We start from the raw sequence: 15,735 nt of genomic DNA, 5'->3' as shown, positions 1-15,735 counted from the left end.
ATAAATAACTGAACAATATGAAGAGATGCTGCATCTTACTGCTCGCTGCCATGTCTGCGTTTGCTGTGCAGGCGCAGGACATCGACGCAAGAGCTTCGCTTATGGGCTCGGAGATGAACGACTTTGACAGTTTCATCAATGATGCCGACCGTGAGTTTACGAGCTTTCTTCGCAATCCGTGGAAGCAGTTCGATGCAGCACCTCCCGTGGAGGCTCGCGTAAAGCCCGAACCTCCCAAACCGCCGGTGTATGACGGAACGGGAGACGGTAAGCCCGTGGAGATCAACGTGAGCGTGAAGCCCGAACCGATGCCCCGTCTGGAGCCGGAAGGCGTATCGCTTGACGACATGGGTGAGCCGGATAGGGTAGGCGATGTGCAGTCGCAGCCGTCAGTAGTGTCGCGTAAGCCGGGAAGCACCGTTTCTCTCTCTCTCTTCGGTGTGGAGGTAAGCGTAGACAACAGACTGAAGGGCAAGTGTAGGCTGCGCTCTCTCGATCCCGACGGCGTGGCAGATGCCTATGAGGAGTTGAGCCGCACCGACTTTGCCCCGCTCCTTGCTGACATGTCGGCAGCCCGTACAGCCATGCACCTTAACGACTGGGGCATGGTGGTGCTTGTGAGAAAAGTGGCGAAGGCTTTCTGTGAAGACCATAACACGGAAGTGGTGATGTCACAGTTCTTGCTCAATCAGCTCGGACTCAGCGCACGTATGGCACGTCGTGCCGACAACGGCAGGATGATGCTCTTCGTTGCCACGGGGTGTCAGGTGTACGGCAAGCCTTATACCACTCGTGACGGCATCAACTATTACGACCTTGACGACAATGCTGCGTGCCGTTTCTTCATGTTTGACGGCGATTATGGCGACAAGGTACGTCCCGTATCGATGAGTCTGAAGCAGATTCCACGTCTGGTTTCTGGCTATAAGACCTGCACACGCAGCAACAGCAAGGGCGACATCAGCGTGACGGTGAATGTCAATGAGTCGCTAATGCAGTATTATGCCTCAATGCCACAATGCGACTATCGCATTTACACCACGGCAGCCACGGACAGCGTCACATCCAAAGCATTGTTGAAGGCGTTGTCGGCTGCCATAGAGGGGATGGAAGAGGCAGAGGCAGCCAATCGGCTTATCGACTTCGTACAGACCGCATTCCATTATGCCACCGATGAGGAACAGTTCGGCTATGAGAAGCCTTTCTTCATGGAAGAGACCTTCTTTTATCCCTCTTGCGACTGTGAAGACCGTGCCGTCCTTTATTCTTTCCTCGTGCGTAATCTGCTCGGTCTCGACGTCGTGCTCCTTGACTATCCCGAGCATATAGCCACAGCCGTGGCTTTCCACGGCGATGTCCGCGGCGACTACGTTATGTACAAGGGACGCCGTTACACCGTCTGCGACCCCACATACATAGGAGCGTCCATAGGCACATGTATGCCGCAGTTCAGAAATGTTGAAGCTAAAGTGATGTAGTCCACGACTCTATGTTCCTTCGGTCTGCTGAAAAGTTTATTCCGACCTTATATATCTTCCTGCCATCCCCGGCAAAGGCTGCGGCGTAATCCTTTTTATTGATTTGCTCCATTGCCACATCAGCGCTTTGCTCGTATTTCAGTTCCAGAATATAGATACTGGTCTTAGTGTAGACCACCATGTCTATACGGCCATCGGCTGTTGGCACTTCAGCACGAACATCCGCACCAACCATAAGCAGACAAGTGTAGAGTACGGCTTGATAATGGCGCTCGTTATTGTTTACCAATGTGTATGGGAATTTCTTGTAGAAAGTCTGTAAGTGAGAGATAAAGGCGTCCATATCGTCATGCTCTACAAGGCAATTGTAGTAAGCAGCATACAAGGCATCCTTGTCCCCCATGTTGTCTGGTGCATAATAGCGGAACAGACTGTTGGAGAAGCCTTGCTTTACCTCCGAATTCGGGAAGCCGAGCTTGAATATCTTGCTTTTGCGGTTATATCCCTTAATGGTGAGATATCCGCTTTGATAGAGCACAGGCACGGGGTCGGTGATGTTCTCCGTTGGAGTGTCAAAGCGGTCAGCTGTGGCTATGATATCGTCCAGGTCGAGCATGTCCAGATGCTTCTCCTGCAACAGCTCGATGAGGAAGGTCGGTGTGCCGGTGGAGAACCAATAGTCGCCGAAGTCATTGCTGTCTAAAGTGCAGAACAGGCTGTACGGATTGTATATGTCCTCGCCGTTTCCACTGAAATGATAGCCATCATAATGGTGCTTAAGCTCTGCCAGAGCCTCATCGTACGTCATATCGTTGTTTTCAGCCAAATCACGTATATCGTCCTTGAACAAGCTGAGGAGTTCGTTCTCGCTGACACCGCAAATGGCGCTATACTTGTCCTGCATGCTGATGTTCGTGATATTGTTCAGTTCGCTGAAGATGCTAAGCTGGCTGAACTTGGAGATGCCCGTCAGAAATACGAAGCGCAAGTATTTCTCCTCACCCTTCAACGGACTGATGAAGTTGCGCATGATATCCCTTATCTGACGCTGCAGGTCCTTGTCTTTCATCGAGTCGTGCATTGGCGCATCATATTCGTCAATGAGCACCACCACCTCTTTGCCAGTTTGGGCATAGGCAGCCTCGATGATGTTTTGCAGTCTGACGTTATACGCTTTCTCATATATCACATTGACCGAATACTTCGTCTCGTATTCCACCAGCATACTGTTGAGTGTGGCATGTAAGGATGTCAGATCATAGAACTTGCCTTTACTTATGTCGAGGTGTATGACGGGATGTTCGTTCCATTCCGTTTCCAGTTTTTCCATTGCCAATCCTCCGAACAGTTCTTTTCTTCCTTCGAAATAAGCCTGAAGCGTAGTGACAAGCAAAGACTTTCCGAATCGTCTCGGTCGACTCAGAAAGCAATATTTGTTCTCATTCGCCAGTTCATAAGCCAGCGCCGTCTTGTCCACGTACACATACTGTCCCTTTATGATGTTTTCGAAGGTCTGTATTCCAAGAGGATATTTCCTGTTCTTCATAAGCGTCTTTTGTTCTATAATCCAACGGTGTAAAGATAAAACAAATTACTGATATAGCCAAAATATTTCTCGCTATTTGCTATCTCATGGATATACATAAACAAAAAAACGACTGAAACTCACTGAGTTTCAGTCGTCCTTAGTACCCAGACCCGGGCTCGAACCGGGATGGGTTGCCCCACTGGTGTTTGAGACCAGCGCGTCTACCGATTCCGCCATCTGGGCATTGGCGATTTGCGTCTGCAAAGGTATAACAAATAATTGGGTTGTGCAAGACTTTTGTGACGAAATTATTTCGTAAAATCATAATAATTGTTCAATAAGGATAAATAGGCTTTAAAAAAATAATAACCTTACAATAACCTCGTTATATAAATAGCATCCGCTATTTAATTCTGACGTTATGGCGGACAGCACACAAAGAAAGAACATTAAATGATAATGGCATGAAAGAACAAAACCTTAACTACTGCGTCATACTTGCCGGCGGCAAGGGACGTCGTCTGTGGCCTTGCTCACGCGATCAGTGGCCCAAGCAGTTCATCGACTTCTTCGGAATGGGTCGTACATTGCTGCAGTACACCTATGATCGTTTTGCACGCCTGCTGCCAAAAGAAAATATATATGTGGTCACGAATGAGGACTACGAGAGCATTGTTCGCGAGCAGTTGCCCGAACTGACGGACGAGCGGTTGCTCTCCGAGCCTATCCACCGCGGCACGGCACCAAGCATGATATGGGCTTCGCACCGCATATTCAACAAGTGCCGTGACGCACGCATCCTCGTCACGCCTTCTGACCTTACGATTGTGAGGGAAGACCGGTTTGAGGCTTGCCTTGAACGCGCCTTCGAATTTGTGGCTGCCAACGACTATATGCTCACCATGGGCGTCAAGCCAACGCGTCCCGAACCGGGATACGGATACATACAGCTTGGCGAGGAATGTCAGGAGGGTGTGCATAAGGTGAAGTCGTTCACGGAGAAGCCGGAGCGCGAGTTTGCACGTATGTTCATGGAGATGGGCGAGTTTTACTGGAACACCGGTATGTTCCTCGCCAATGCGCGTTGCGCTCTCGACACGCTCTACAAGCTGGTGCCCTCCGTACTGCGCACCTTCGACGCCGAGCATCCCGAGTACGACTATGTGGAGGAGAACAAGTACGTAAAGAAGAACTTCCCGTCTTATCCAAACCTCTCCATCGACTTCGGCGTGCTGGAACGTTCTGACAACGTCTGCGTGATGCGCTGCGACTTCGGATGGGCTGACCTCGGCACATGGCACAGCATGTACGAGGCACTGAGTAAGGGTGAGGGCGACAACGTGGCTGTCGACACGGACGTGGTGCTCGACAATGCGCACGGCAACATCATCAAGCTGCCGAAGGGCAGACTGGCGGTCATCAGCAATCTGGACGGTTATATAATAGCCGAGGAAGGCAACGTGCTCTTCATCGGAAAGAAGGAAGACTCGTCTGCAGACATTCGCCGTATTGTCAATGACATACAGATAAAGAAGGGCAACGAGTTTATATAAAGTTGAGAGTTGAGAGTTGAAAGTTGAGAGTTATGATTAGTTGAGAGTTGGGAGTTATTGCTAAGGCATGCGGCAAAGCCGAGCGATGATTAGTATTTGTGATTGATTAAAAAAGGTAATCATAACTCTCAACTCTCAATTCCCAACTCTCAACTAATCATAACTCTCAACTACAAGATGCTTCATCTCGTGTCCTCCCCACATTGCGTCGTTCTGATATCTGAAACCTAACGAGGTGTAGAGGCGTTCTGCGTTAGGATTGTTCTTGTCCACGAGCAGAGCGGCGGGGAGATTAAGGCTGGCGGCATGCCGTATCATGCGGTCCAACAGCATCGAGGCGATGCCCTGACGGCGGTATGCGCTGTATACGGCGAGTGAGTCAAGATAGAACTCGCCCTCCTGCGTCTCGTCGTCCATCTGCGAATAGTCCATCTCGAGGTGCTTCTTTGCAGCCTCCTGGAAGCGCAGACGCAGACGATGAAGGTCCTTGCCGTCATATCCCACGATGGCACCAGCCACCGGAGCCTTGTCAATGTCGCCGTCCGTGGCTTTCTCGTCCACAGCCACGAAAGCGTTTCGCCAGCTATACTGCGAGTCGTCCATGCGGACCAGCTCGAGCATCATCTTATGGAAATCGTCGATGTTGTGTTTTTCGCCGGCAATGTTCTGGCAGCATTCATCAGTCATGGCGGTCATGATAAGCCGTGCGATGTCTTCGCAATGTTGGGGTTGGGCTTTAATGATAATCATTTTCTTTTAGGTTGTTAATTTTGTTTTTGCAATGTTATTCGTTGACATTCCTGTCAATATCTGTCCAGTATTTTCTTTATCTTCTCACACCTCTCCGCACTCTTCGCCTTCTTCGTAGGCACGAGCATCTGCACAATGCCGAGCAGATTGAATCCCTGCGCAGGATTGGGCAGGGCGGCGTTCTCCTTTACGCTTCGCAGCGCCTTCTGCGTATTGAAGCTGAATCCGGGCGCCGTCACCACCACGTCGTTGAGCACCACCTCCTGCGGGATGAGGAAGATGGTGTCCTGGCGAAGCTCTGTGTCCGACACGCGGCGCTGCATGTAGTGCTTCTTCGAGATGGTGGCGCTCTTGATGGGCAGCGCCGAACCGAAGCGTCCCGTATAGTCCGTGGTAAGGCGTTTGCCTCCTGCGGTGCTGACCACAGCTCCAGCAATGGGCAGTCGTGTGTCCATGTCTGCCACGACAGTCTGACGTTGTGCCATGCTGTCAAGGCAAAGAAGCGATATATATATGGTTGTGAACAGCTTTTTCATAACGCAAAGATAGCCAATCGGCAGTAAAACGCAAAATCCGTTACGCATTGTTAGCACCTTTTTGGCTTTATTTTAGGTTGGTGTCAGGCAGGGCTTTGACAAAAACCTTACTCCACAATCCGCTTATGGGCGCAAATCCTATCGGATTTAAATAAAAGGCTTTACATTAGGTCTTACGAGAACCAGTTCTCGACAACCTAATGTAAAGCCTTTTATTTGTGCACAGCACGCGCCCATAATCGGAAAAAACAAAGAAAAACACAACGGTTACACAGTAGAGGAGGTCTCCGGCCTTTGGTCAAAAGTTAAGTATTACAGCCTCCGCAAGCAAGTCTGATACAAACATAGGAGGCTATGGCGTCTCGCCGTAGCCACGCACCCACGAACGACCAGTAGATTGAGTATGAGCTGCGGTTCCGCGGAGCGGGACCTATATCGTGAAACCCACTGCAAGCTGCGAAGCAGCGCAGCTGTGGGTACGTGCGATACTTCCACCCCATATAGTTCCCCGAAGGGGGACTGACGCTTCCCCTATGATGTTGAGAAAAATAGCCGGTCCCGCTTCGCGGAACCAAGAGAGGGTGAGAGGGAGTCTGCTCGTCCCACAGCTGCGCTCCTTCGGAGCTTGCAGTGGGTTTCTGATAGATACGTGTCCCCTCGGGACACGGCGCTGATTGATAATCTGCCATAGAAGGCTGCGTGGCTACGGCGGGACGCCATAGCCTCCTATGTTAGCCTTGTCTGTTGTAATTCAAAATTCGGTGCAACGCACCGCTAAATTTCTGCCGCTTTTATCCTTTCATAGCGGAATCTTTTGTAAATTTGCGTCATCCGACCTTCGTTCGGAAGTTAACATGTACGACTAATACACATTATTATATTATGAGACCTGACAACAAGACCATAGAGACGCGACTCCAGCAGTTGCGTGAGGAGATGCGCCGCGAGCATCTCTCAGCGTTTATCTTCCCCAGTGCCGACCCACACATGAGCGAATACGTTCCCGAGAGATGGGAGGGCAGAAAGTGGATTTCGGGCTTCGACGGAAGTGCAGGAACGGCAGTGGTGACGCTTCATGGCGCAGCGCTATGGACCGACTCACGCTACTTCCTCGCTGCCGAGGAACAGCTTGACGGCACCGAGTTTACGCTGATGCGTGAGCGGGTGGAGGGCACGCCGAGCATTGCGGAATGGATAGGTTCGCAGACTGAGGACGCTGACGACAAGGAGGTGGGCGTCGACGGTATGTGCATCTCGCTCGGCGAGGCGGAAGCGCTGAAGGACGAGCTGAAGCACAACGGAGGAATCTGCCTGCGCACCAACCTCGACATACTCTCGCGTATATGGACCGACCGTCCTTCCGTACCGCTCAATCCCGTGGAGATACAGCCACTCGAATATGCCGGCGAGACTGCTGCCGACAAGCTCTCACGCATCCGTCACGAACTGCTCCGCAAGGGCGCTTCCGGCATGCTCCTCACGCAGCTTGACGACATCGCCTGGACTCTTAACCTCCGCGGCACCGACGTGCATTGCACTCCAGTGTTCGTGGCTTGGCTCATCATCGCCGAGGAGACGGCAGTGCTCTACGTCAAGGACGACAAGCTGTCCGTGGAGGTGATGGCGTATCTCAGAGAGCAGGGTGTGATGGTGGACGATTATGACAACATCATCGAGGGCCTCAACAGCTATGACGCATACACGCTCCTCATCGACCCCGCTACGGTGAACTGCACGCTTGCCAAGGCACGCGGCAACTTCAATCCCGTCTTCGCCCCGTCGCCCGTTCCTGCCATGAAGGCTGTGAAGAACGAGACGGAGCGCAATGGATTCCGTCATGCCATGGAGCGTGACGGCGTGGCAATGGTGCGTTTCCTCAAGTGGCTGGAGCAGGCGGTTCCGGCAGGTGGCGAGACAGAACTTTCGGTCAGCCGCAAGCTGGAGGATCTGCGCCGTGAGCAGCCTCTCTTCCGCGACATCTCGTTTGACACCATAGCCGGATATGAGGCGCACGGCGCAATAGTGCATTACGAGCCTACGCCGGAGAGCGACGTGGCGCTGCGCCCTGAGGGACTGCTCCTCCTCGACAGCGGAGCACAATATCAGGACGGCACAACGGACATAACGCGTACCATTCAGCTCGGTCCGGTTACTGACCTTCAGCGCCGCGTCTACACTCTCGTGCTGAAAGGTCATCTCGCTCTTCAGAACCTCTGCTTCCCCCGTTCGGCTTCGGGCACGCAGCTCGACGCCGTAGCACGCACGGCAATGTGGCGCGAAGGCATGAACTTCATGCACGGCACGGGTCATGGCGTCGGTTCGTACCTCAGCGTACATGAGGGCCCTCACCAGATTCGTCAGGAATATCGCCCGGCTCCGATGGTGGAGGGAATGACAGTGACTGACGAACCGGGACTCTATCTTGCCGGCAAGTTCGGCGTGCGCATCGAGAACACACTCCTCGTGGTGCCCTACGTTACCACCGAGTTCGGACGTTTCCTCCGCTTCGAGCCTCTCACTCTCTGCCCCATCGACACGGCTCCCATCATCACCTCCATGCTGACCGACGAGGAACGCCAGTGCCTCAACGCTTACCACCAGATGGTCTACGATCGTCTCTCGCCGATGCTGGATGAGGAGGAGAAGAAATGGCTGGAGGAGAAGACGAAGAGAATATAAATTGCAGTTTATCTGTGAATCTGCTGCGGTAGGCTGTGCTTTAACAAAAACCTTTATCCACAGTCCGTTTATGGGCGCAAATCCTATCGGATTTAAATAAAAGGCTTTACATTAGGTCTTACGAGAACCAGTTCTCGACAACCTAATGTAAAGCCTTTTATTTGTGCACAGCACGCGCCCACAAGCGGAAAAAACAAGGAAAAACACAACGGTTACACAGTAGAGGAGGTCTCCGGCCTTTGGTCAAAAGTTAAGTATTACAGCCTCCACAAGCAAGTCTGATACAAACATAGGAGGCTATGGCGTCTCGCCGTAGCCACGCACCCACGAACGCAAGCAGATTGAGTACTGAGCTGCGGGTTCCGCGGAGCGGGACCTATGTCATGAAACCCACTGCAAGCTGCAAAGCAGCGCAGCTGTGGGTTAAGCTCTCCCATCTCTCCCTCAAATGTTCCCCGAAGGGGGACTTACACTTCCCCGATAATGTTGATGATGGTTGGTCCCGCTTCGCGGAACCAAGAGAAGGTAATGAGTGTTTATCCCACAGCTGCGCTCCTTCGGAGCTTGCAGTGGGTTTCTGATAGATACGTGTCCCATCGGGACACGGCGCTGATTGGTGTTCTGCTATGGGAGGCTGCGGGGCTACGGCGAGACGCCATAGCCTCCTAAGTTTGTCTGCCTACCGTCTAAAAGCATGTCTTCCTGTCTAAAAAATCATGCTCTTCATGTCTCATGCAAATATCACGCAAAGAGTAAAAACATGTTACAAAATAAAAATCGGTTTTAGAGATTTTGCTTGCCGTTTTTGAGCTATTTTGCTTCGATATTACCACTATAATATATAGAAAAGCTACTTTTACACTCCAATAGTACCACTATTAGACACTTAAAGTGGCACTATTGCATGGTAAAAGTGGCACTATTAGAGTGTAAAAGTGGCGCTATTGCATGCCTATTGTGCTTGTATTGCTTCCTCATTCATTGCACACTTCTTTTCTTAGCCGTATAATCAACTGCGTGACAACACGTTATCGCTGCACGCTCAAAACTCACGAATTTCGCATCAAGGATTTCTTAGTGTGCTGAACGAGGAGTATTGAGCGTCAGGAATGCAAATATTGTATCGGCGGACAGCTGTATTGATATACAGAATGAAGACTGTACGTAAAATAACTTTGTAATAATTACAATTTTGCTTGGTGGTTTCAAAAATTATGTGTATCTTTGCAAACGTAAAGGAAACAAACATAGCAATAACAATAAAAAAGACAATACATTATGAAGGAACTGAAAGGAACTAAGACCGAGCGCAACCTCCAGGAGGCATTCGCCGGTGAGTCACAGGCACGCAATAAGTATACATTCTTCGCTTCTAAGGCACGCAAGGAGGGTTATGAGCAGATAGCAGCTCTCTTCGAGGAGACTGCACAGAACGAGAAGGAGCACGCCAAGATGTGGTTTAAGTATCTTGAGGGCGGCGCCATCAAGGACACCATCTCTAACCTCAAGGCAGCTGCCGAGGGCGAGAACTTCGAGTGGACCGACATGTACGAGCGCATGGCTCGCGAGGCTGACGAGGAAGGATTCGCAGAGATTGCCGCTGCAATGCGCGGCGTAGGTGCCATCGAGAAGCACCACGAGGAGCGTTATCGCAAGCTGCTCAAGAACGTGGAGGACGGCGTGGTGTTCTCACGTGAGGGCGACTGCATCTGGCAGTGCCGCAACTGTGGTCATATCGTAGTGGGCAAGAAGGCTCCCGAACTGTGCCCCGTATGCAAGCACCCAAAAGCATACTTCGAGCTGAAGGCAGAAAACTATTAAGAATTTAAACTTGAGAGTTTAGAGTTGAAAGTTATAAAAATCCCAAACGTCTTTTGTTTGGGATTTTTTTTATTCTTACCTTTGCAACATGTAATCCGTCTTTTGCTTACATAACTCATTAAATATCAGAATCAGACTATGAAGAAAATCTTAATGTCAGTCTTTATGTGCTTCATGGCTTTTGCAGCATGGGCACAAGTGGAACGTCCGCGTCTTGTGGTCGGAATCGTCATCGACCAGATGCGTTGGGACTATCTCTATTATTATCAGGACAAGTATGGTGACGGCGGTCTGAAGCGTCTGCTCCGCGAGGGTTTCTCTTGCGAGAACCAGATGATCAACTACGTGCCCACCGTAACCGCCGTGGGACACTCCAGCCTCTACACCGGTTCGGCTCCCTCGGCACACGGCATCGCCAGCAACGACTTCTATCTTGACGGAAAGCGCATCTACTGCTGCGACGACCCCAACGTGAAGGGAGTCGGCACAACATCAAAGGCAGGCAACATGTCGCCCAAGAATATGCTCGGCACCACCATCGGCGACCAGCTCCGCATTGCCACCGACTTCAAGTCGAAGGTCATCGGCGTGGCTCTGAAAGACCGCGCTTCCATCCTGCCCGCAGGTCACTCTGCCAACGCTGCCTACTGGTATGACAAGGAAGTGGGCGGATTTATCACCAGCACATGGTATATGAACGAGCTGCCGGAATGGGTGAAGAAGTTCGACAAGAAGGAATGCCCGAAGCCGGGTTACGACCCTAAGGTTCATCCCGACGGCGTGACGCTGACATTCAAGATGGCAGAGGCAGCCCTCAAGAACGAGCAGATGGGTAAGACAGAGGGCGGATGCGACATGCTCTGCATCAGCGTATCGTCAACGGACGCCATCAGCCACCGCACCGGCACATGGTTCTCGCCGGGTAAGGAGAACGAGGAAGTGTATATGACTCTCGACCGCGACCTCACCGCTTTCCTTAACACCCTCGACGCTGAGGTGGGCAAGGGCAACTACCTGCTCTTCCTTTCAGCTGACCACGGCGGCACACACAATCCCAACACAGCCAAGGCACATCGTCTGCCCGGTGGCGGATGGGACAGCGCTGCCACTCTGAAGAACGTCAACTCGGCTCTCTGCGCACAGTTCGGCGTGGAAGGCAAGTTCATCAAGGACGCCATCGGCGCCAGCCTCTATCTGGACCACGAACTCATCAATCAGAACAAGCTCTGCTATGAGAAGGTGAAGGAGGCTGCCATCAAAGAGCTTCGCAAGGACCACACGTTGCAATGGGTGGTTGACTATGAGAAGGCTGCCTATGCTCCTATACCCGAGTGGGTGCGCGAGCGCATCATCAACGGATATTACTATGGTCGCTCAGGCGACATCATGGCAATAACACATCCGGGCTTCTTCGACTGGAAAGTAGGACCGAACGACTTCGGCGCACAGCACGGAGCATGGACACCTGCCGACACACACATTCCTCTCGTGTTCATGGGATGGCACGTAAAGCACGGTTACACAAACCGCAAGACGTTCATGACAGACGCTGCCCCGACCGTCTGCTCTATGCTCCACGTGGAAATGCCGACCGCATGCCTCGGCAACCCTATCGTAGAGATTACTGACCAGAAGTAACGCTTGGTTAATTGAGTTGAGAGTGGAAAGTTGAGAGTTGAGAGCGATGATTTGTATTGTAGCTATAATCTTAATCTTGAATGATTAAAAAAGCAAATCATAACTCTCAACTCTCAATTCTCCACTCTCAACTATTTTTGCTTTCAATAAAAATCATTCCATTTTGTTTGATATTCCAATTATTTGTCGTACTTTTGGCATTATCATAACCAGAAACCAAATCGTACGAACCGATAAAACCAAGATAACACTATGGAAAAGAAGATAACACAAGAGAATTTTGAAGACACTTACGTCGACAGCATCGAAATGGAACGCATCGACAAGTTTGTCTGCGACGAGATGGCACGCCAGATTCATCGCTACATCAAGGCGATGAAGGGATCGAAGGCTATTATGCTGAAGTTTGAGGAGCAGCTCGCCACACTCTCCGTAGTGGAGAAGGAAAAGGCGATTGCTCGCTACATCGACCTGAACCGAAAGGTGCTCAGCGGACTCGACTTCAAGATTGTCCTGGCTCGAGCCATGGCAAATTATTCAGACACGTTCTCGTATCTCGTGGAACTGGTGAACAACAAGCGCAAGATGGTGTTCTATCTGAACCGTATGCGCGAGAAGTATCAGCAGTATCATGAGGTGTATGAGGAGGACGGCAAGTTCGGCATCAAGGACCATCAGGGCAACGTGCTCGTGCCGGCTCACTACGACTTCCTCCGCACACCGTATGTATACGTGGACGACCTCCGCTCGCTTCCCGTCATCGCACAGCGCGACGGCAAGATGGGACTGGTGATGCCCGACGGCAAGGAGACCATCGTGGCTCCGTTCATTTATGACGACATCTCGCTGCGTGACGAGCCGCCGTACTTCGAGGCATGGACCGGTGAGGACAGCACGCTCATCGAAGCGTAATATAAAAACTCTGAATGATGACGACAGACCAACTTTACATGCGCCGTTGCCTGCAGCTTGCAAGCAACGGACGACAGAACGCCAAGCCTAATCCGATGGTGGGAGCCGTGATAGTGGCTGCCGACGGACGCATTATAGGCGAGGGCTATCATGTGCGCTGCGGAGAGGGACATGCCGAGGTGAACGCTTTTGCCTCCGTACGCCCCGAGGACGAGCCGCTGCTTAAGGACGCCACCATATACGTAAGCCTTGAACCGTGCTCGCATTACGGCAAGACGCCACCCTGTGCCGACCTTATTGTCAGAAAGGGCGTGAAGCGCTGCGTTGTGGGATGCGTGGATCCCTTCGCCAAGGTGCACGGACGCGGCATACAGAAGTTGCGTGACGCCGGCATAGAAGTGACGGTTGGCGTGCTGGAGGAGGAATGCCGAAGGCTGAACCACCGCTTCATCACCTTCAACGAGAAGCGCCGCCCGTTCGTCACTCTCAAATGGGCACAGACCGCAGACGGATATATGGACGACCACTTCCGTCCGCTTGCCATCTCCACGCCCTATACGCGAATGCTCGTACATAAGCTTCGCGCAGAGGCTGACGCCATACTGGTGGGCAGAGTGACCGCCGAACGCGACCAGCCACGACTGGACGTGCGCCATTGGTCGGGTCCGTCGCCGCGCCGAATCGTCCTCGACTGCAACCGTCCCGCCTTCGAAGGAATGGACTTTGACCGTCCCGTCATTCCGCAACTCATGGAATGGCTGCACGCGGAGAAGTGTCAGTCGCTCATCGTGGAGGGTGGAGCAGAGACGCTGCGCCGCTTCATCGCTGCCGACTGCTGGGACGAGATACGCGTGGAGACAGCTTGCGCTACGGTCGGAGGAGGCACCCGCGCTCCGCAACTGCCCGACGGACTGAAGCTGACGGAGCAGAAGGTATGTGACGGAAACGTCATCAGAGTGTACGAGCGATAAGAGAACATAGCCCCTAATCAACAAATAGAGCCAACATTAACAACGCAAAAAGCCTCTTTTGCATTCCTTGATAGGATGCAAAAGAGGCTTTTATAATTTTATCTTACTGAACTTGCGAGAGTTCAGATCATTCTGATTTTCTTACTTCTTGAACTTCTCAGAAAGCTGCTCGATGAGCGCTGTGTCGTTGAAGTAGTCGATACGCATTGCCTTGCGAACCTCGTCCATGGTCTGAGCGGCTGTTGCACGAGCCTCCTCTGTACCCTTGCGCAGGATGTTGAAGATTTCGGGGATGTCCTTCTCAAACTCCTGACGACGCTGACGCATCGGTTCCATGAAGCGGTTGAGGACGTTATTGAGGAACTTCTTGCAGGTGCCATCACCGATGCCGCCATGCACGTAATGCTCCTTCAGCTCGTCGAGAGAATGAAACTCCGGCCAGAAATCGGCGAAGTCCTGCGGTGTGCTGAACGCATCGAGATATGTGAATACGGCGTTGCCCTCGAGGTTGCCCGGCTCGTCCATGCTCATACGCGGCGCACCGTTAGACATCTTCTTCACCTTCTTCCATACGTCTGCAGCCGAGTCAGAGAGATAGATGCAGTTGCCGAGCGACTTCGACATCTTCTCCTTGCCGTCCGTTCCCGGAAGGCGGCGTGCCGTAGCGTTCTCCGGCAGCATGATGTTAGGCTCGACGAGCACCTCGCCATATACGGTATTGAAGCGGCGAACCAGCTCGCGTGCCACCTCAATCATCGGCTCCTGGTCCTCTCCTGCGGGCACCGTAGTGGCCTTGAAGAGCGTGATGTCGGCAGCCTGGCTGACGGGATAGCAGAAGAAGCCAAGCGGAATGTTGGCCTCAAAGTTGCGCATCTTTATCTCAGTCTTCACGGTCGGGTTGCGCTGCACACGCGACACGGTGATGAGGTTCATGAGGTATGTGGTGAGTTCGGCGAGCTCAGGAATCTGACTCTGGATGAAGAGAGTGCACTTCGAAGGATCAAGACCCGCAGAGAGATAGTCGAGAGCCACCTCAATGATGTTCTGACGGATTTTCTCAGGATTGTCAGCATTGTCGGTCAGGGCCTGAACGTCAGCCATGAACACGAACATACGGTCGAAGTCGCCAGCGTTCTGAAGTTCCACGCGGCGGCGCAATGAGCCAACATAGTGGCCAAGATGGAGCTTACCGGTAGGACGGTCGCCCGTAAGGATTACTTTTCCCATATCTTATTCTTTAGATTTAGTCTTATGATTGATGCCGGTTTTTCGCCGGGTATATTAACGACAAAGGGGTTAAAACACTGTCATCCAGCATCTTAACCCCTTAACTGTCGGGATGACAAGATTCGAACTTGCGACCCCTACGTCCCGAACGTAGTGCGCTACCAACTGCGCTACATCCCGATTGCTTGACGAAACGTGTTATGTCTCAAAAGCGAGTGCAAAGGTACGAGTTTTTTTTGACATACAATAATGTTTAAGCAAAAAAATCACAGAAAAGAAATTATTTGAAAAAAGTTGCCGAAATATTTGGCAGAACGAAATAATAGTACTACCTTTGCACTCGCTAAGAAGAAATCAAGCTTCTTTAACAGTTGGTGCCATAGCTCAGATGGTAGAGCAAAGGACTGAAAATCCTTGTGTCCCCGGTTCGATTCCTGGTGGCACCACAAGAAAAAGAGTTACTCATTTGAGTGACTCTTTTTTTTTGCTTTATACGCAGCATTAGCTAAAACTTTGAATCAAATAATATTGTTGTGTTTTTAACAATTCAATATTATTGTTTATCTTTGCGTCATGAATAGAACTCAGCCCATAGATTACAAATCCGTATTGTCCTTATTTCTTCCGGCAGGACTCCTTGAC

11 protein-coding genes and 3 tRNA genes are annotated in these 15,735 nt (G+C 51.5%); 8 read left to right on the top strand and 6 right to left on the bottom strand.

The genetic code is table 11. The features are described 5' to 3' along the window. Window positions 1-17: 17 nt before the first annotated feature. Window positions 18-1,478 (top strand): hypothetical protein, encoded by a 1,461-nt coding sequence (locus CHL74_RS09050; protein ID WP_141241281.1) that lies wholly within the window; start codon window positions 18-20, stop codon window positions 1,476-1,478. On the opposite strand, the gene CHL74_RS09045 is transcribed toward CHL74_RS09050, so the two are convergent. Together CHL74_RS09045 and CHL74_RS09040 are read right to left on the bottom strand one after the other, a co-directional pair. After that, a complete protein-coding gene (locus CHL74_RS09045) occupies window positions 1,465-3,024 on the bottom strand; it encodes an ATP-binding protein (protein ID WP_094880839.1) in 1,560 nt (519 codons plus the stop codon). The two genes, CHL74_RS09050 and CHL74_RS09045, sit on opposite strands and share 14 nt — an antisense overlap. A 143-nt stretch (window positions 3,025-3,167) precedes the next feature. Then, window positions 3,168-3,249, bottom strand: a tRNA-Leu gene (locus tag CHL74_RS09040). 221 nt (window positions 3,250-3,470) lie between these two features. On the opposite strand from CHL74_RS09040, the gene CHL74_RS09035 reads away from it, so the two are divergent. Then, window positions 3,471-4,559, top strand: coding sequence for a mannose-1-phosphate guanylyltransferase (locus tag CHL74_RS09035; RefSeq protein ID WP_094880838.1), 1,089 nt, complete (start codon window positions 3,471-3,473; stop codon window positions 4,557-4,559). Between the two features lie 153 nt (window positions 4,560-4,712). Here CHL74_RS09035 and CHL74_RS09030 read toward each other — a convergent pair whose 3' ends face one another. Beyond that, a complete protein-coding gene (locus CHL74_RS09030) occupies window positions 4,713-5,309 on the bottom strand; it encodes a GNAT family N-acetyltransferase (RefSeq protein ID WP_094880837.1) in 597 nt (198 codons plus the stop codon). Between the two features lie 53 nt (window positions 5,310-5,362). Then, on the bottom strand, window positions 5,363-5,845 hold the full coding sequence (locus tag CHL74_RS09025) for a hypothetical protein (RefSeq protein ID WP_094880836.1): 483 nt from the start codon (window positions 5,843-5,845) through the stop codon (window positions 5,363-5,365). 882 nt (window positions 5,846-6,727) lie between these two features. Here CHL74_RS09025 and CHL74_RS09020 point away from each other — a divergent pair. The 5 genes from CHL74_RS09020 (at window position 6,728) to ribD (ending at window position 13,866) form a co-directional block, all read left to right on the top strand. Beyond that, on the top strand, window positions 6,728-8,524 hold the full coding sequence (locus CHL74_RS09020; protein WP_094880835.1) for an aminopeptidase P family protein: 1,797 nt from the start codon (window positions 6,728-6,730) through the stop codon (window positions 8,522-8,524). Window positions 8,525-9,802: 1,278 nt separating this feature from the next. Beyond that, entirely contained in the window at window positions 9,803-10,345 is a 543-nt protein-coding gene (gene rbr, locus CHL74_RS09010; protein ID WP_094880833.1) for a rubrerythrin, read from the top strand. Window positions 10,346-10,483: 138 nt separating this feature from the next. Continuing rightward, a complete protein-coding gene (locus CHL74_RS09005) occupies window positions 10,484-11,983 on the top strand; it encodes an alkaline phosphatase family protein (protein WP_094880832.1) in 1,500 nt (499 codons plus the stop codon). A 252-nt stretch (window positions 11,984-12,235) separates the two neighbouring features. Then, window positions 12,236-12,895 carry a hypothetical protein gene (locus tag CHL74_RS09000; RefSeq protein ID WP_094880831.1) on the top strand — a complete coding sequence of 220 codons (660 nt, stop codon included), beginning with the start codon at window positions 12,236-12,238 and terminating at the stop codon, window positions 12,893-12,895. Window positions 12,896-12,912: 17 nt separating this feature from the next. Beyond that, window positions 12,913-13,866 (top strand): bifunctional diaminohydroxyphosphoribosylaminopyrimidine deaminase/5-amino-6-(5-phosphoribosylamino)uracil reductase RibD, encoded by a 954-nt coding sequence (ribD, locus tag CHL74_RS08995; protein ID WP_094880859.1) that lies wholly within the window; start codon window positions 12,913-12,915, stop codon window positions 13,864-13,866. Window positions 13,867-14,007: 141 nt separating this feature from the next. Here ribD and trpS read toward each other — a convergent pair whose 3' ends face one another. Together trpS and CHL74_RS08985 are read right to left on the bottom strand one after the other, a co-directional pair. Further along, complete coding sequence (gene trpS, locus CHL74_RS08990; RefSeq protein ID WP_094880830.1) at window positions 14,008-15,093, bottom strand: tryptophan--tRNA ligase; 1,086 nt, start codon at window positions 15,091-15,093, stop codon at window positions 14,008-14,010. Between the two features lie 107 nt (window positions 15,094-15,200). Next, window positions 15,201-15,273 (bottom strand) — tRNA-Pro (locus CHL74_RS08985). A 193-nt stretch (window positions 15,274-15,466) separates the two neighbouring features. Between CHL74_RS08985 and CHL74_RS08980 the strand changes: the two genes are divergently transcribed. Continuing rightward, a tRNA-Phe gene (locus tag CHL74_RS08980) sits at window positions 15,467-15,539 on the top strand. Window positions 15,540-15,735: the final 196 nt, after the last annotated feature.

It is taken from the genome of Prevotella sp. 885 (genome assembly GCF_002265625.1).
Lineage (GTDB): Bacteria > Bacteroidota > Bacteroidia > Bacteroidales > Bacteroidaceae > Prevotella.
This window is presented reverse-complemented; position numbering and strand designations above follow the sequence as displayed.